The organism is Embleya sp. NPDC059237, from assembly GCF_042754105.1.
Lineage (GTDB): Bacteria > Actinomycetota > Actinomycetes > Streptomycetales > Streptomycetaceae > Embleya.
Map to the genome: position 1 here is coordinate 181,430 of NZ_JBHZAE010000008.1, position 16,902 is coordinate 198,331.

A 16,902-nucleotide genomic window follows, 5' to 3' on the forward strand; every position below is an offset into this window, starting at 1 on the left:
GCGCGCGGTCCGGCGGTGCGCGGCGCGTGGCCCGGTCGTCGTCGCCGGCCGGTACGCCCTGACACGCGCGAAGGGCGCTCCCCGGTTCCGGGAAGCGCCCTTTGCGCACGGCCGATGCGATCGACTCAGATGAGCCCGTCGAGCTCCCGCAGAAGCGCCGCCTTCGGCTTGGCGCCGACGATCGTCTTGACGATCTCGCCGCCCTGGAACACGTGCAGGGTCGGGATCGACAGCACGCCGTAGCGGGTGGTGATCTCCGGGTTCTCGTCGATGTTCAGCTTCGCCACGGAGAGCTTGTCGCCGTTCTCCGCCGCGATCTGCTCGAGCGCCGGGGCGATCTGGCGGCAGGGGCCGCACCACTCGGCCCAGAAGTCGACGAGCACGGGCTTGTCGCTCATCAGGACGTCTGTGTCGAAGGTCTTGTCGGTGACTGTGGTGGTGGCCCCTGCCATGGGTTGCTCCTCGGTGTGCTGGGGTGGGACGGATGAAGGACGGACGACGGGGTGCGGGCGCGGGTCAGGCGCTCGCGCCGTCGGCGAGCGAGGCGAGGTAGTGCTCGGCGTCCAGGGCGGCCGCGCAGCCGGTGCCGGCCGCGGTGATCGCCTGGCGGTAGGTGTGGTCCACGACGTCGCCCGCCGCGAAGACGCCGGTGAGGTTGGTCCGCGTGGTCGGCGCGTCGACCTTGATGTAGCCCTCGTCGTCGAGGTCGATCTGGCCGCGCACCAGCTCGGTGCGCGGGTCGTGGCCGACCGCGATGAACAGGCCGGTGACCGCCAGGTCGCGCAGCTCGCCGGTGACGGTGTCGCGCAGCTGCACGCCGCTGAGCTTGCCGTCGCCCCGGATCTCGGCGACCTCGCTGTTCCAGGCGAACGAGATCTTCTCGTTCGCGAACGCCCGATGCTGCATCGCCTTGCTCGCGCGCAGTTCGTCGCGGCGGTGGATCACCGTCACCGAGCGGGCGAAGCGGGACAGGAACGTGGCCTCCTCGATCGCCGAGTCGCCGCCGCCGACCACCGCGATGTCCTGGTCGCGGAAGAAGAAGCCGTCGCAGGTGGCGCACCAGGACACACCGCGGCCGGACAGCGCGTCCTCGTTGGGGAGGGAGAGCTTGCGGTAGGCGGACCCGGTCGCCAGGATCACCGCGCGCGCCTTGTGTACGGTGCCCGCGCTGTCGGTGACCGTCTTGACGTCGCCCGCGAGGTCGACGGCGACGATGTCGTCCGGCACCAGCTCGGCGCCGAAACGCTCGGCCTGCTTGCGCATGTTGTCCATCAGGTCCGGACCCATGATGCCGTCCGGCCAGCCGGGGAAGTTCTCGACCTCGGTGGTGTTCATCAGCGCCCCGCCCGCGGTGACGGCGCCTTCGAAGACCAACGGCTTCAGGTCCGCGCGCGCTGCGTAGACGGCGGCCGTGTACCCGGTCGGACCGGATCCGATGATGATCACGTTGCGGACGTCGCTCACGCTGAGCCTTCCCTGGTTCCTTGTCGAGCCTCGTGCCGGTGGTCGGCGTCGGCTGTGCGGGTCTGCGAAACCCGCGCCCCGAGAGATGCGGTGTCTCGTTCGACAACGGATCCTAGGCGCGCACCATTCCCGGGTCACAACGCCGCGGGTGCCGCGTGCCGGGGATCACCTTCTCGGTACCTCGGTGCTCAACAGGAGCGCGCCGGCGAAGGCGGTCGAGGGGGGTACGGCGGCCGGCGGGCTCGCCGAGGTGTCGGCGGTGGAGCGCGGGACGCACGACGCGTCCACGATGTACACCCGGACCCGGTCGGTGTTCGGGCCGGGCAGGACCACCACCCACGCGGGTTTGCCGGTATAGCTGCCGGGGTCGGCGGCCAATGCCCGCGGTGCGTCGGGACCCACCGCGGCGGCCACGCACGCGGGCAGCCCGCGCGGCGCGCGGTCGGCGCGGTGCAGCAGCAGCGAGACCTGGTCGGCCAGTCCGGCGGCGGTGTACACCGTCGGCGCGGCGGTGGACGCCGTCAGCGGGGTCTGCGGCGTGCGCTCCTCCGCGTTCGCCCCGGGGCGCTCGCCCGACGTGCCGGGCGGGGCGGCGGCCTTGGGCGCGGACGCGTCGGTGTTGCTCTTGACGGCGCTCGACCGGTGGTCCGAGTCGCCGTCGTCGCCGGTGCCGACCACGATCGTGACGCCCAGGGCCACCGCGGCCGCGGCGGCGGCGATCAGGAGCAGTGGCCCGCGCCGCCGACGGCGGGCCCGGTCCAGCGGGACGACGACGTGCTCGGCGGGCGGCGCGCCGTGCACGGTCGGCGGGGTGCTCGGCGCGCGCGGCGGTGTCACGACCGACACCGGCAGCGGCTTCGGCGGCTCGGCGGGGCGCGGGGGCGGCAGCGCGGCCAGGGCCAGCGCGTCGTCGATTCGGGCGATCACGTCGGCGGGCATCGGCTCGGCCGGTTGTCCGCCGAGCAGTTCGCGCACCTCCGCGAGCGCGTCGCGGGTGTCGCGGCACTCGGCGCACTCGGCGAGATGCGCGTCGAGCGCGGCCGCCTCAGCCGTGGTGAGCAGTCCCTCGACGAGGTCGGACAGCACTTCGACGTCGATGTGCTCGCTCATCGTGTGCCACCTCCCTCCATGCTCGTGCCGCCCGTATCGGGGGCCGGACCGCCGGCTCGTGGGCGGTCGTCCGTCGATGGGACGGATTGTCCGGCCGCGGGGTTCCCCGGGGACCCGGCCGGGCCCGGTGGCCCGCTCTCGCGCAGGTGCCGCACCAGGGGCAGGAGCTTGGCCCGACCGCGGGCGCAACGACTCTTGATGGTGCCGGACGCGACGTCGAGGATCCTGGCCGCCTCGTCGACGGGATAACCCTCCATGTCCACCAGGACGAGCGCGGCGCGCTGCTCGGCGGGGAGGGTGGCCAGCGCGGCGAGCAGCGCCTCGCGGGTCTCGCCCCGGACCGCCGGATCCTCCTGCGCGGGCGCGGGCAGCCGCTGGTCCAGATCCTCGGGCAGCGGTACCGCCGGGCGGGCGGCGCGGCGGCGGGCCCGGTCCAGGCAGGCGTTGACCACGATCCGGTGCAGCCACGTCGTGACGGCCGCGCGGCCCTCGAACCGTCCTGCGGCCCGGTAGGCGGAAACCAGGGCGTCCTGGAGGGCGTCAGCGGCTTCCTCGCGGTCCCCCAGGGTGCGCAGGGCCACCGCCCACAGCCGATCGCGGTGCCGGCGCACGAGTTCGCCGAACGCGTCGGGGTCGCCGTGGGTGTGCCGGGTGAGCAGATCGGCGTCGGTGACGTCCGCGTACGCCGATCCGCTGCGCTCGGTACTCACCGCCTACCTCCCCTGGGCCCGGGGTCATCCTGGCATGCGATGCGGCGGCGCCGGAGGCAGGTCCGGCTCGATCGTTCGGACAAGGTCAGCTGTTGACCGTGAAGGTGATCTCGCGCCAGGCGTTCTGATGCCCCGGCGTGTAGATGTGGTAGCCGTTGACGTCCTGGAGAACCTTGGGCATCGCGGTCATCAGGACCAGTACGTACTGGGTCTTGGTCGCCTGGTCGGAACGGATGCTCACCTCGGCCGCATCGGTCGACTTGCTGCCCACGGTGGTGGTGAAGGCGTCCTGGCTCGACGGCATCGACGCGGCACCCGGTGCGGCTTTCAGCGTGATGGTGGTGGTGGCTCCGCCCGTGCCCAGCGCAAGGTCGAGGCCGCGGACGTCCATCGGTTCGCCGAGGTCGTAGATGATGCCGTACCCCTTGCGGCCGTTGTAGTCGACCGTCGGTCCGTCCTTCATCATGTTGGTCTGCCAGTACGTGTCGCGGTTTTTGTCGTAGGTCTTCACCACGTCCTCCTGATCGGCGGGCGCGCCGCCGATCGAGATCTCCGTGCCGCGCGTGGGGGTGGTCACCCGCGTGGGTGCCGGAGCCACCGGTGCCTGGGTCGGCGTGCTCGACTGGCTGCCGCTCTGCTTCTCCAAGGGCGGTTTCTTCTTCTCGCCGTCGCCCACGTGGCTGGCCACCTGCCACGTCACCAGCACGATGGCGAGCACCACCAGGACCGCGACCGCGCCCTTGACCGCGGCGCCGAACCGGCCGCCCAGCGGCGGTGGCGGGGTGACCGGCGGTCGGGCCGGGCCGACCGGGCCGCGGCCGCCGCCGGAGTAGCCCGCCGAGGCGTAGACCGTCCGGTTCGGCGTCGGGGTGTAGATCGGGTACTCGTCCGGCTCCGGGCCGCCGACGATGGTGTTCTGCTCCGGCGGGTGCATCTCCGGGATGGCGGTGATCGCCGCGGACAGCTCTCCCGGTGTCTCGAACGCCGGTTCGTGCTTGACCTCGTGGCCGAGCGCGCGCATCGCCAGGGCGGCGAGCGTGTCGTCCACGCCGGCCCGGATCTGGCCGGGCGCGCACAGCCTGCCGCCGGTGAACGGCGCAGCCTGCAGGCCGTATTCGGTGCCCTCGACCCAGCGTCGGGTCAGCGCGGCGTACATCAGCCGGCCGACCGCGTGCGTGTCGTCGCGGGCCGCGTCGGTGGTGTCGTGTCCGTACAGCGCGGCCTCGACCGCCAGGCCGACGATCTTGTACTGGCCGGTGTGCATGCGCAGTACGTTTTCCGGCGTGAGCCGCAGGTGCGACAGGCCGGCGCGGTGTGCGACGGACATCGCCTGGGCGAGCGCGCGGGTGAGTTCGTAGACCTCGTGCGGCGGCAACGGGGCGCTTTCGAAGACCTTGGTGAGGTTGTCCGCGTCGGGCAGCCACTCCTTCACCACATAGATCAGGCCGTCCTGTTCGGCGCAGTCGAGGACCTGGACGAAGCGGGGGTCGCCCATCAGCGCGGCGGCGCGGGCGGCGGCGATCACCGCCCGACCGTGTTCACCGCCGGCGGGGACGATGTGTACGCCCACCGCGCGCCGCAACTTCTCGTCCACCGCGCGCCAGGTCTCGCTGCGGCCGTTCTGGGACAGGCGGTGTTCGAGTCGGTAGCGCTCGGCGAGTCGGGTGCCTCGGTTGACCCGGGGGGCGGGGGGCTCCGGGGCGGGCGCGGGCGCGGCCGGCGCGCCGCCGGAGTTTGCGTCGCTGTCGCCGTGGTCACCGTCGGCATCGCCGTCGTCCGTCGGCTTCCGCACGACCGGTTCGGCCGCTGCCTCGACCGCCGCTTCGGTGTTCTTCGCGGTCGCGGTCGGCTCGGCGGTCTCAGCCGCCGCCGCTTCGTCGGAGTCGGGACCGGCAGGCGACCCGGATTCGGAGCCGGCGTCGGGTTCGGGCTCGGAACCGATGGGCAAAACCGTGGTGGTGGTTCCGGAGGTCTTCTCGTCCGAACCGACACGTTTGTCCAACGATGCGTCAGAAGCCTTTGTCGGTACGGGGTTTGCCTCACCCGTCGCTAGGTCGACGGATCCTGCGGTTCGGTCCGTCACCTCGGCCTCATCCTCCTCGTCGGCACACTCATCGTAGAGGTGAGGCTTCTCGGGCCGTTGGTCAGGGACGACCTCTACATACCTTGAGACTCCCGGACCCCTCTTCGGGTTGCCTCCTCGCAAGATCCGAAAGGAAACCGAGACCGGCGTATCGGGAGCATTACCCCCGTTTCGCCGAGAGCCACACCCTCACTCGCCCCATGGTGGTGCATCCCACACCGTTCCGCCCGCCGAATTCCCGGTGGGAATCCGGCGGGCGGGGGCGGTACGGCCGCGCGCGTGACCCGGTCAGCGCCCGAGTCGGCCCTTGATCATCCCGGTCATCGCGCTCATCTCCTCGACGCGCATGCGGTTCGCCGCGATGAAGAACACCACGAACATGGTCACGATCCCGGCGCCGACCGCGATCGCCGAGCCGCCCATGGCCGAGCCGAAGTGGCCGGTACACACCCGGGCCACGAAGAACGCCGCGGCGCCGCCGATCCCGGCGGCGATCAGCAGCCGGGTGTAGGTCCGGGTCACTCGGCGGCCGTCCAGGTCGCCGAGCCGCTTCTTCAGCCGTTGCGCGGCCAGCAGCACGCCGACGAGGTAGGCCAGGCTGTAGCCGCCCGCGATGCCGACACCGGCCCACTTGGTGGGCAGCGCGACATAGGCCAGGCCCGCGAAGGCCGCCTGGGCGCCCGCGATCCACACGGTGTTCAGGAACGGTGTCCGGGTGTCCTCGTACACGTAGAAGCCGCGCAGCAGCACGTACTGCGCCGAGTACGGGATCAGGCCCAGGCCGAGTGCCATCAGCATGTAGCCGATCCAGTGCGCGCTCTGTTCGCCGGTGGGCGCGAAGATGAAGCCGCCGATGTCGCGGCCGAGGGCCACGAAGATCACCGCGCAGGGGATCATCGCCACCGCCGACAGGCGCAGGCCGGAGGAGATGTCGCCGCGCACGCTGGCCTCGTCGCCGTCGGCGGCGGCGCGACTCATCCGGGGCAACATCGCGGTCATCACCGACACGGTGATCACCGCCTGGGGCAGCTGCCAGATCAGCAGCGCGCTGCTGTAGGCGGTGAAGCCGACGCCGAACTGGATGTTCTGGTCCCGCGCGTCGACGTCGATCGCGGTGGCGAGCTGGGTCACCACCAGATAGCCGGCCTGGTTGGCCAGCACGAACAGGAACGTCCACTTGGCCAGCCCGAGCGCCTTGCCCATCCCCGAGCCGCGCCAGTCGAAGCGCGGCCGGAAGCGGAACCGGGCCGACTTGAGGTACGGGATCATCGCCATCGACTGCACGACCATGCCGAGCAGCGTGCCCAGACCCAGCAGCCGGATCTCGTCCGGGGTGATGGTGTCCGAGTTCTGCCCGGTGTTCTTCTGGGTGCCGGCCACCCAGATGTACAGGCCGAACGTCGCGATGATGACGATGTTGTTCAGGACCGGGGTCCACATCATCGGGCCGTAGCGCTCGCGCGCGTTGAGGATCTGCCCGAACAGCACGTGCAGGCCCATGAAGAAGATGATCGGCAGGCAATAGCGCGCGAAGGTGATCGCGAGCTCGTAGTCCTGATGATGTTTGGCCAGCGAGTTCGCGAACGCCCGGATCAGCAGCGGCGCGCCGAACCAGGCCAGCATCACCAACCCCGCCAGCACCGTCATCACCAGCGTGAGCAGGCGGTTCGCGTACGCCTCGCCGCCGTCGTCGTCCTGGCGCATGGCCCGCACCAGCTGCGGTACGAACACCGCGTTCAGCGCGCCGCCGCCGACCAGGATGTACAACAGCGTCGGCATCGTGTTGGCGACGTTGTAGGTGTTCGCCAGGATCGCGGTGCCCAGCGCCGCCGCGGCGACCAGGTTGCGGACGAAGCCGGTCATCCGGGACACGATCGTGCCCGCGGCCATCACGGCGGAGGACCGCATTATCCCGCCGAGCTTGCTGCCCTTCCGGCCGCCGCCGCCGACCGGGATGCCGGCCATGCGCTCCTCGGCGCCCGAGCCGGGCATCCGATAGACGGGCGAGGTGGACGGGTTCACCGGGACCGGCGGGGCGTCGAGGACGGCGCTCGCCGACATCGACGCGGCGGCCGCCTCGGCCCGGTGCTGGGTCTCGTAGCGCTGATACGCCTCGGTGTACGAGGGCATGCCCGCGATGTCGCCGGCGAGTCCGAGGTTGATGCCGGTCAGCGTCTGGTCCATCAGCCAGCCGCCGGGGCGGTCGTAGTCGCCCCAGCCGCCCTGGCCCTGCTGCGGGCTCGGCTGCTGCGGGACGTACGACTGCTGCTGGTACGCCTGCGGTTGGTGCTGCTGCTGCGGTTGTTGCGCGTAGTTCTGCGCCTGCGGCGCCTGTGGCTGCTGCCCGTACGGGTCGCCGGAGCCGTAGCCGCCGTGGTCGCCGTACTGCTGCGGCGCGCCGGAGGGGTCGTAGTGCTGCGCGGGGTCGTACTGCCGAGAAGGGTCGTACGGCGCTGCCTCGGGGGTGAAGATCTCGTCCACGCCCACGTACGGGTCGTTGCCGGGCGGGTCGCTCAACTCGTCGCGGAACCACGCCCCGCCGTCCTGGGCGGGCTGCTGCTGTTGTTGCTGCTGCCCGTAGGGGTCGTAGCCGCCGCCCGACTGGGCGCCGTAGGGATCCCCGTAGGCCGGTTCGGGGCCCGCGCCGTAGCCGCCCTGGCTCTGATAGCCCTGCTGCGGGTACTCGGGCTCGCCGTAGCCCGGGTGCGCGTTGGGGTCGGTATAGCCCTGCTCCCCGGGGTGCGCGTACGGATCCGGCGGTTGCGCGGCGTAGGGATCGGCCGGCTGCCCGTACGGATCGACGTACTGCTGCAGGTAGGGGTCGGCGGGCGGCCGACCCCGGTAGGGATCGTCGTGCGCGCCGTCGTCCGGCTCGGCGGAGCCGCCGGTGTACGGCTGACGTTCGTCGCTCCGGTCGCTCATGCGGGCGGGCCCTCGTCTTCTCGGTCAGGTTGAGTGTCCGGTGCCCACTTTCTCATTCGGGGCGGTCGGTCGTGGATCCCAACGGTGTGTGTCCGTGCGGGTCGGCCGGATCGGGCGGTCTGTTCCCGCCGGCGTGCGGGGGCGTCGGACGGGGTGGCGACCACCCCGATATCGGCCGGATCCGGTCCCCGTCGGCGTCGTCCGGGGGATCGGATTCCGCCGGCGGATCGACGTCGTCCTCACCATCCTCGCCGTGCGTGTCCCCGGCAAGGGCCGCCTCCCGGCGCTTGCGCAGGAACGCGCGGAGCGAGAACACCGCGAGCAGGAACGCGAGGCCGCCGATGATCCAGCGGGTCAGCGCGTCGATCGTGGTGGTGTTCACGAAGAACGACTGCGCCGGATTCACCGCCCGCCCGTCCGGGGTGAGCAGCGCCACGTCCACCATGACCTTGCCGTTCGCGGCCGATTTCGCCGAGATCGGCACCTCGAGCCGGCGGCCGTCGGGCACCGTCACGGTGGCCGGGTCGCCCAGCTTGAGCCGGTTGGGCTGGTGCGAGGTGACCGCCACCCGCACGTTGATCGGCTGCTGGAGGTTGTTCACCACGGTCACCGGGATGTTGCCCTCGTCCCCGGACAGCGTCACCCCGGTTCTGCGGATGATGTAGACGAGCGATTCCAGCTCGCGCAGTCCCCGGGTCACGCCCAACCGGTAACGATCCGCCCCCTGCGTGTCGCCGCGCCACGAGGTGGACAACATGCGCAGCAGCGCGGGGTCGAACGGGCCGGTCACCCGCTCGGGCCGGGTCAGGATCGAGGCGAAGGTCTGCATCGACCCGGCCAGGTTGTCGGTCTCCGCCAGGTATTGCGCGCTCGGCTCGGAGGCGCGCACGCCCTTGGGGTAGGCGGCCCACTTGCGGGCGGGCAGCGGACCGGGCTCGGCGGCCAACTCGGCCAGGCCGGTGGGTTGCGTCCACTCGGCCGACGCGGCCATCACGTCGCGCAGCACGCCCGCCAGCGCGGTGTCCATCAGCCGCGGCGGGGCGACCAGCACGCTGCGGGTGGGCTTGAGCGTGGGCTCCTGCAACACGATGGTCAGGAACTCGGCGAGCAACTGCTGGGTGGTCAGCACCGCCTGGCCCGGCGCCCTGGTGTCCGCGGCCAGCAGCGTGTCGATGTCCGGGTCGGTGACCAGCGCGGTGCCCTTGTCGGCGCCCGGCAGGGACGCGGTGGCCAGCGGTGTGACGTTGAGGTCCTTGGTCGGCGGCAGGCTCGCGCCGGCGGTGATCACCGTGCCGGCGCCGCTGTTGCCGGCCAGGGAGACGATCGAGGGGTCCAGCGCGCCGGAGGCGGGCCAGGCGACATCGGCGCGCGCGGGCCTGCCCAGGATGCGCTGGAAGACCTCGGCGGATCGGATCTGGGCCTCGGTCAACAGCGGGCGCAGGTCCGTCTTCTCGGCGTCGAGCGCGTGCGCCACGGCGGCGATGTCGGTGTCGCCGTACGGGAGGCCGATCACGGGCTGGGGACCGATGGCGCCCTTGAGCCGGTCCAGCCATCCGGCGGCGGTCTGACCGCCGCCGCCCGCCAGCGTGTTCGAGATCTGGTTCGGCGTCGCCTTGGCCGTGTCCTCCTCGGCCGGTGGCTTGCCGTCCTTGGTCTTCTTCGGCTTGCCCGGCTCCAGGCTGCCCGGCGGCGCTACCCGATAGCCGCCGGCCATCTCGGCTGCGGAGTCGAGCAGTTCGGGGTCGATCGCCCAGTCGACCTTCATCCCGCCGCCGATCGCCGCCAGTTCGTACAACCGCCCGCCCGGGGCGAACAGCGCGGCCAGGTCGTCGTCGCGGAACACCGTCGTCTGGCCCTCGTCGCCGAGCGTGGTGCCGTCGCGGTGCGGTCGATCGACCAGCGGCCAGACCATGCCGACCCGCAGTTTCGGCACGTTCTTCAGGCCGTTCTTGCCGACCCACGGCAGGAAGGTGCGGGTGGAGCCGACGACCCGGCCGCCGACCCGCGCCTCGATCGCGAGCGGGTACGCGCCGGCCTCGCCCAGATTGAGCGCGTCGGCGCGAATGTTGAACGACCACGGCCGGCCCGGACCCGAGGCCGGCACCTGTACGGTCACCGGCTTGACGTCACGCAACAGGGAGCCGTTCGACTGACCCTCCTCGGGCGAGGAGATGCCGCTGCGGAAGAGCGGTTCCGAGGTGCGCATCCGCACCGCCAGCTCCACCGTGTCGAGCGGCTTGGAGCCGCTGTTCAACACCTGGCCCTCGACGGTGATGGTGCCGCCGGGCCTGGCGATCGGGGTCATCTTGGTGATCAGGATTCGGACGCCGTCGCCGTCGGCGGCGCGCACGACCGTCGGTGGCAGCGCGCCGAGCAGCGTGACGGCGAGCAGCAGGGCCAAAAGCAGCACACCGGCCACTCGACCGCGTCGCGGCGGTATCCCGGCCTCGGAGCGGATCCGGCGATCGCTCACGCGCTGTCCGCCAACAGCTCCGGGGCGAGTGTCGCCAACCGTCGTTCGTCGGGGTAGGCGAGGCGCGCGGAGAGCGCGCCGAGCGGAACCCAAGCCACCGCTTCGACCTCGATGTCGTCGTCCGACAGATCCCCGCCCGCCGCCTCCATGAGGTAGTGGTGGACGGTCTTGTGCACCCGCCGGTCCGGCGCGGTGAACCAATAGTCGATCACGCCGAGCGGAGCCAGCACCCGACCCACGATGCCGGTCTCCTCCTCGACCTCGCGCAGCGCGGCGTCCACCACGCTCTCGCCGTCCTCGATGTGCCCCTTGGGCAGCGACCACAACAGCCGGCCGCGTCGATCCCGGCGAGCGATCAACGCCGCGCGCAACGTGAGCCGATCGATCACCAGACCACCCGCCGAGGTCTCCTCGACCACCTGCAGCCGACGGCGCGGCGGCGTGGTCTCGGAAGGCATCCGCCAAGCTTAGTGCGACATGCGCCACGCCATCACGCCATGATCACGCCGGCACGCCGACCGCGCGCGAGGGCGGCCCCGGCATAATGCGCGCGAGAGCCGCGGCCTCGACCCGTAACCTTGTCTCCCGTGCCGAACGCCAAGAACACACCCCTCCCGGACGACCCGCCGGCCGGCGGCGAGCTGAGCGCCGTCCAGCGCCGCGCCGTCACCGAACTGTTGCGCGTCGCCCCCGTCGCCGACGACCTCGCCCGCCGCTTCGAAGCGGCCGGGCACACGCTCGCGCTGGTCGGCGGTTCGGTGCGGGACGCCCTGCTCGGCCGGTTGGGCAATGACCTCGACTTCACCACCGACGCGCGCCCCGAACAGGTGCTGGCGATCGTGCGCCCCTGGGCGGACGCGGTGTGGGACGTGGGCATCGCGTTCGGCACGGTCGGCTGCCGCAAGAGGCTCGCCGGTTCGCCCGACTACCAGATCGAGATCACCACCTACCGCTCCGAGGCGTACGACCGCACCTCGCGCAAGCCGGAGGTCTCCTACGGCGACTCGATCGAGGACGACCTGGTCCGGCGCGACTTCACGGTCAACGCGATGGCGGTGGCACTGCCGGGGATCACGTTCGTGGACCCGCACGGCGGGCTGGCCGACCTGGCCGCGCGCGTCTTGCGCACCCCGGGCACCCCGGAGGCATCCTTCGGCGACGATCCGCTGCGGATGATGCGGGCCGCGCGCTTCGCCGCGCAGCTCGACTTCGAGGTCGCGCCCGAGGTGGTCGCGGCGATGACGGACATGGCCGAGCGGATCGAGATCGTCTCCGCCGAGCGGGTCCGCGACGAGCTGAACAAGCTGATCGTGTCCGATCACCCGCGCAAGGGCCTGGAACTGCTGGTCACCACCGGCCTGGCCGAGCACGTGCTGCCCGAGCTGCCGACGTTGCGCCTGGAGGTGGACGAGCACCACCGGCACAAGGACGTGTACGAGCACACGCTGATCGTGCTCGAACAGGCGATGGCGCTGGAGCCGCCGGGCGAGCCGGACCTGGTGCTGCGCCTGGCCGCGCTGCTGCACGACATCGGCAAGCCGCGTACCCGGCGCTTCGAGGCGGACGGCCGGGTCTCGTTCCACCATCACGAGATGGTCGGCGCGCACATGTCCCGCAAGCGGCTCAAGGCCTTGAAGTATCCGAAGGACGTCACCGACGACATCACCCGCCTGGTCGAGCTGCACCTGCGCTTCCACGGCTACGGCACGGGCGAGTGGACCGACTCGGCGGTGCGCCGCTACGTGCGCGACGCGGGTCCGCTGCTCGATCGGCTGCACAAGCTGACCCGCTCGGACTGCACCACCCGCAACAAGCGCAAGGCGGCCACGCTGGCCCGGGCCTACGACTCGCTGGAGGAGCGGATCGCGCAGCTCGCCGAGCAGGAGGAGCTGGACTCGATCCGGCCGGACCTGGACGGCAACGAGATCATGAAGCTCCTGGAGGTGCCGCCGGGCCCACTGGTCGGCAAGGCCTACCGGCACATGCTGGAGCTGCGCCTCGAACACGGCCCGATGGACCACGAGACGGCCGTCGCCGCGCTGCGCGAGTGGTGGACGGCGAACGCCCGAGCCTGAGCACGCACGAAGCCCGCCGGTGGGACAACCGGCGGGCTTCGGTGTCGTACGAGTGCGGGGCGCCTACTCGAACTTGGCGCCCTTTTCCTCGAGTTGCTTCTTGGTCGCCTGGAAGTCTTCCTCGGTGGCGCTCATCGTCGAGATGGGGTCCAGCGCCTTGACGTCGGCCAGCGTCGTCTTCGAGGTGAAGGCCATGCAGACCACGCCCTTTTTGGAACCGGTCCAGTAGAACATCGCGAAGTAACCCGAGTTGTCCGGGAGACCGTCGCACTTGCTCTTGTCCGAGCTGCCGTCGACCTTCTTGAGGATCTTCCACTTGGCGTCCGGCGAGTCGCACTTGGCGATCTTCGGCATCTTGGACTTGCCGATGCCACCCTCGATGTGGCCCAGGCAGTCGCCGGCCTTCGCGGTGGTGGCGTCGTCCTTGTTGTAGTTCTTCGCGACCAGGCCGACGATGGCCAGGACGACCAGGACCGCGATCGGGATCAGGATCTTCTTCAGCTTGCTCTTGCGCGGCGGGGGCGGCGGCGGGCCGCCGTAGAAGCCGGGCTGACCGGCGGGCGGGTATCCGCCCGGCTGACCGGGCTGCTGCCCCCAACCCTGCTGCGGCTGGCCCGGCTGCTGCTGCCACCCGCCCTGCGGCGGCGGCTGCTGACCGGGCTGCTGGTTCCAGCCCTGGTTCGGCTGCTGCGGGCCGTTGGGGCCGGGCGGGAAGGGATTGGACATGGGGGCGATCTCCGTTGCAGGGGACTGGTGAGACAGTCCGGAACACTAGGGGTCCGGCCGGACACGCGCAGCGGGGATTCCCCTTACACCGGTCGAATGTGAGCGGAATAACGGGCATAAAGCGCTATTCACAGGTGACGCGGATTACTTTCGTGCCCCGAGACACAGTACGAAGCGGTCCTGCACGGAATCCGAGACCAGCGCGATCGGATCGCCCGGCAGCGAATCGCAGACGTCGGTGTCCGTCGTGCCCTGGACCCGTTCGACCACGATGAAGCGGGCCTGCGGGTCCTCGCACGGGACCGGGTCCGCGTCGATGCTCGTCCTGTCCCGCAGGCAGTCGCCCTCGTGGATGCGGATCCCGTCGGCGTCGTTCTTGTGCACGTACCACCAGCCCCCGGCGGCCGTCCCGCCGCCGATCAGTAGCACCGCCAGGGTCGCGATCAGCGCCGAACGGCCGCGTCGCGGGCGTTCGGCCGCCCGCCGACTCGCGCGCCCGTCGACCTGCGGCCGGCGGACCACCGGGACGTGTGGGACGGCCGGCTCGCGGGCGGCGAACTCGTGCCCGTGCGGCGGAGTGTTCTCGGTCCATGCCGGTCTGTACGGCAAAGGATTGTTTTCACCCGGACCGGCGTCGTTGGACATGGAGTATCTCCAGAGGTGCCGAAAATCGCTGGATGTGCAGATTAGAACCTCGGCCTCGTCATTGCACTACCCACGGGTAATTTCTTGGAGATGTGCGGCGGATCAAATGCCTTGCCCGGTTATGAAAGGGACATCACGGCCGGTCGTTGCCCGCCGGCGAGCCCTCGATGATCACCGGAGGGTGGCGGCGCGACGCCAGGCCGTACAGGACTCCGGTCAGCGCGTACACCCCGGCGACCCCGAGCAGCACCGCCGGGGACCGACCGTCGTCGGGCAGCCCGAGCGCGGCGACCGCGGCGGCGCCGACGAACGCGACGTTGAAGAGCACGTCGTAGACGGAGAACACCCGACCCCGGTACGCGTCGTCGACGGTGCTCTGCACGATCGTGTCCACCCCGATCTTGGCGCCCTGCGAGGTCACCCCGAGCAGGAAGGCGCCCACCACCATCGGCGCGAACAGGAACGGCAGCCCGAGCGCCGCCTGGCACACCGCCCCGGCCAGCGCGCACGCGCCGATCCAGGCCGGGACACCGATCCGCGCGGTGACCCCCGGCGTGATCACGGCCGCCACGAAGAAGCCGAGCGCGGACACGCTCACCGTGATCCCGAAGGTCGCGAGCCCGCCGTCGGTGTCGCTCGGATCGTTGAACGTGTTGCGGCACAGCAGCACCGTCATCACGGTCAGCACGCCGTAGCAGAACCGCATCGCGGTGATCGCGGCCAACGCGTGCGCCGGCGCCCGACGCCGCCACACGTGCACCGCCCCCTCGCGCAGCCCCCGGGCCACCGAGCGCAGCGCCTCGCGCACATCCGGCAACACCCGGTCGGGATCGGGCCCGAGCAGATCGCTCGGCATCGTCGCGGCGACCGCCGCCGAGCCCAGGTACAGCAGGCCCGACACCACGATCACCAGCGCGGTGGCCCCCGACCCCTCGGCCAGGAGCGCGTGTACGAGCACCGCGGCCCCGCCGCCGACCGCCGCCGCCACGGTGCCGGCCGTGGGCGACACCGAGTTCGCCGTCACCAGCCGCTCGGCCGGCACCACACGCGGCAGTGACGCGGACAACCCGGCGAGCACGAACCGGTTCACCGACAGCACCACCAGGGCCGCCGCGTAGAAGACCGGATCGGGCACCCCGATCAGCACCAGCGCGGCCGTCACCGCCACCAGCACCGCGCGCAGCAGATTGCACCACACCAGGACCTGCCGCCGCCGCCACCGGTCGAGCAGCACCCCGGTGAACGGCCCCACCAGCGAATATGGCAGCAGCAGCACGGCGAACGCGGTCGCGATCGCCGCGGCCGAGGTCTGCTTCTCCGGCGAGAAGAACGCCTGCCCCGCGATCGCGACCTGGAAGGCGCCGTCGGACAGCTGCGAGGTCAGCCGGGTGGCGAAGAGCCGACGGAAGTCGCGCAGCTTCAACAACGAGCGCAGATCACGGATGAGGGCCACGGCGCCCACCGTAGCCGGCGGCGGGCGCCGCACCCGAAACGGGCACCGCCGCGCCCGGGTACGCCGAAGGCCCGGCCCCTGGAGGGGAGCCGGGCCTTGGGTCGCTCGAACGCACCGCGGGGGCGCGGGCCGAGCGGAGCGGGTCAGCGCTCGATGTCGCCCTTGATGAAGGACTCGACGGCGTTGCGGGCCTCGTCGTCGAAGTACTGCACCGGCGGCGACTTCATGAAGTAGGAGGACGCCGACAGGATCGGGCCACCGATGCCGCGGTCCTTGGCGATCTTCGCGGCGCGCACGGCGTCGATGATGACACCGGCCGAGTTCGGCGAGTCCCAGACCTCGAGCTTGTACTCCAGGTTCAGCGGCACGTCGCCGAAGGCGCGACCCTCCAGGCGCACGTACGCCCACTTGCGGTCGTCGAGCCACGCGACGAAGTCGGACGGGCCGATGTGCACGTTGTCCGAGCCGAGGTCGCGGTCCACCTGCGAGGTGACCGACTGCGTCTTGGAGATCTTCTTCGACTCCAGGCGCTCGCGCTCCAACATGTTCTTGAAGTCCATGTTGCCGCCGACGTTCAGCTGCATGGTGCGCTCGAGCAGGACACCGCGGTCCTCGAAGAGCTTCGCCATCACGCGGTGCGTGATCGTGGCGCCCACCTGCGACTTGATGTCGTCGCCGACGATCGGCACGCCCGCCTCGGTGAACTTGTCCGCCCACTCCTTGGTGCCGGCGATGAAGACCGGGAGGGCGTTGACGAACGCGACCTTGGCGTCGATGGCGCACTGGGCGTAGAACTTCGCCGCGTCCTCGGAGCCCACCGGGAGGTAGCAGACGAGGACGTCGACGGCCTGGTCCTTGAGGACCTTGACCACGTCGACGGGGGCGTCGGTCGACTCCTCGATGGTCTCGCGGTAGTACTTGCCGAGACCGTCCAGGGTGTGCCCACGCTGCACGGTGACGCCCGACGGCGGCACGTCGCAGATCTTGATCGTGTTGTTCTCGCTGGCACCGATGGCGTCGGAGAGGTCGAAGCCGACCTTCTTGGCGTCCACATCGAAAGCGGCCACGAACTCGACGTCACGCACGTGATACTCGCCGAACTGCACGTGCATCAGGCCGGGGACGCGGCTGTTCGGGTCGGCGTCCTTGTAGTACTCGACGCCCTGCACCAGCGAAGCGGCGCAGTTGCCCACGCCGACGATGGCTACGCGAACCGAACCCATTCCGGTTGCTCCCTGTGA

The 16,902-nt window shown here is 71.1% G+C and carries 13 protein-coding genes; 1 reads left to right on the forward strand and 12 read right to left on the reverse strand.

What is annotated here, in order from left to right:
• Positions 1-125 precede the first annotated feature (125 nt).
• The 8 genes from trxA to ACFXKZ_RS25630 all read right to left on the reverse strand — a co-directional run bounded on the left by trxA (position 126) and on the right by ACFXKZ_RS25630 (position 11,220).
• Positions 126-452, reverse strand: a complete 327-nt coding sequence (gene trxA / locus ACFXKZ_RS25595) for a thioredoxin (RefSeq protein ID WP_380003315.1) — start codon at positions 450-452, stop codon at positions 126-128.
• Between the two features lie 64 nt (positions 453-516).
• A complete protein-coding gene (gene trxB, locus ACFXKZ_RS25600; protein WP_380003316.1) occupies positions 517-1,464 on the reverse strand; it encodes a thioredoxin-disulfide reductase in 948 nt (315 codons plus the stop codon).
• 165 nt (positions 1,465-1,629) lie between these two features.
• Positions 1,630-2,574, reverse strand: coding sequence for an anti-sigma factor family protein (locus ACFXKZ_RS25605; protein WP_380003317.1), 945 nt, complete (start codon positions 2,572-2,574; stop codon positions 1,630-1,632).
• On the reverse strand, positions 2,571-3,284 hold the full coding sequence (gene sigM / locus ACFXKZ_RS25610) for an RNA polymerase sigma factor SigM (protein WP_380003318.1): 714 nt from the start codon (positions 3,282-3,284) through the stop codon (positions 2,571-2,573). Before sigM ends, ACFXKZ_RS25605 begins: the two co-directional genes overlap by 4 nt.
• 85 nt (positions 3,285-3,369) lie before the next feature.
• The gene (locus ACFXKZ_RS25615; RefSeq protein ID WP_380003319.1) at positions 3,370-5,286 is read right to left on the reverse strand and encodes a protein kinase family protein; all 1,917 of its coding nucleotides are present in this window, start codon (positions 5,284-5,286) and stop codon (positions 3,370-3,372) included.
• Positions 5,287-5,655: 369 nt separating this feature from the next.
• Positions 5,656-8,289: a murein biosynthesis integral membrane protein MurJ gene (murJ, locus tag ACFXKZ_RS25620; protein WP_380003320.1), complete on the reverse strand. Its 2,634-nt coding sequence runs from the start codon at positions 8,287-8,289 to the stop codon at positions 5,656-5,658.
• Positions 8,290-8,341: 52 nt separating this feature from the next.
• Positions 8,342-10,762, reverse strand: coding sequence for a DUF6049 family protein (locus ACFXKZ_RS25625; RefSeq protein ID WP_380003321.1), 2,421 nt, complete (start codon positions 10,760-10,762; stop codon positions 8,342-8,344).
• On the reverse strand, positions 10,759-11,220 hold the full coding sequence (locus ACFXKZ_RS25630; RefSeq protein WP_078976297.1) for an NUDIX hydrolase: 462 nt from the start codon (positions 11,218-11,220) through the stop codon (positions 10,759-10,761). The genes ACFXKZ_RS25625 and ACFXKZ_RS25630 overlap by 4 nt, the downstream gene beginning before the upstream one ends.
• A gap of 129 nt (positions 11,221-11,349) precedes the next feature.
• Between ACFXKZ_RS25630 and ACFXKZ_RS25635 the strand changes: the two genes are divergently transcribed.
• Complete coding sequence (locus ACFXKZ_RS25635; protein ID WP_380003322.1) at positions 11,350-12,837, forward strand: CCA tRNA nucleotidyltransferase; 1,488 nt, start codon at positions 11,350-11,352, stop codon at positions 12,835-12,837.
• 63 nt (positions 12,838-12,900) lie between these two features.
• Here ACFXKZ_RS25635 and ACFXKZ_RS25640 read toward each other — a convergent pair whose 3' ends face one another.
• The 4 genes from ACFXKZ_RS25640 to ACFXKZ_RS25655 all read right to left on the reverse strand — a co-directional run bounded on the left by ACFXKZ_RS25640 (position 12,901) and on the right by ACFXKZ_RS25655 (position 16,884).
• Entirely contained in the window at positions 12,901-13,563 is a 663-nt protein-coding gene (locus ACFXKZ_RS25640) for a hypothetical protein (RefSeq protein WP_380003323.1), read from the reverse strand.
• A 144-nt stretch (positions 13,564-13,707) separates the two neighbouring features.
• Complete coding sequence (locus ACFXKZ_RS25645) at positions 13,708-14,208, reverse strand: hypothetical protein (RefSeq protein ID WP_380003324.1); 501 nt, start codon at positions 14,206-14,208, stop codon at positions 13,708-13,710.
• 133 nt (positions 14,209-14,341) lie between these two features.
• Entirely contained in the window at positions 14,342-15,661 is a 1,320-nt protein-coding gene (locus ACFXKZ_RS25650; RefSeq protein WP_380003325.1) for an MFS transporter, read from the reverse strand.
• Between the two features lie 143 nt (positions 15,662-15,804).
• A complete protein-coding gene (locus tag ACFXKZ_RS25655; protein ID WP_380003326.1) occupies positions 15,805-16,884 on the reverse strand; it encodes an inositol-3-phosphate synthase in 1,080 nt (359 codons plus the stop codon).
• Positions 16,885-16,902 lie beyond the last annotated feature (18 nt).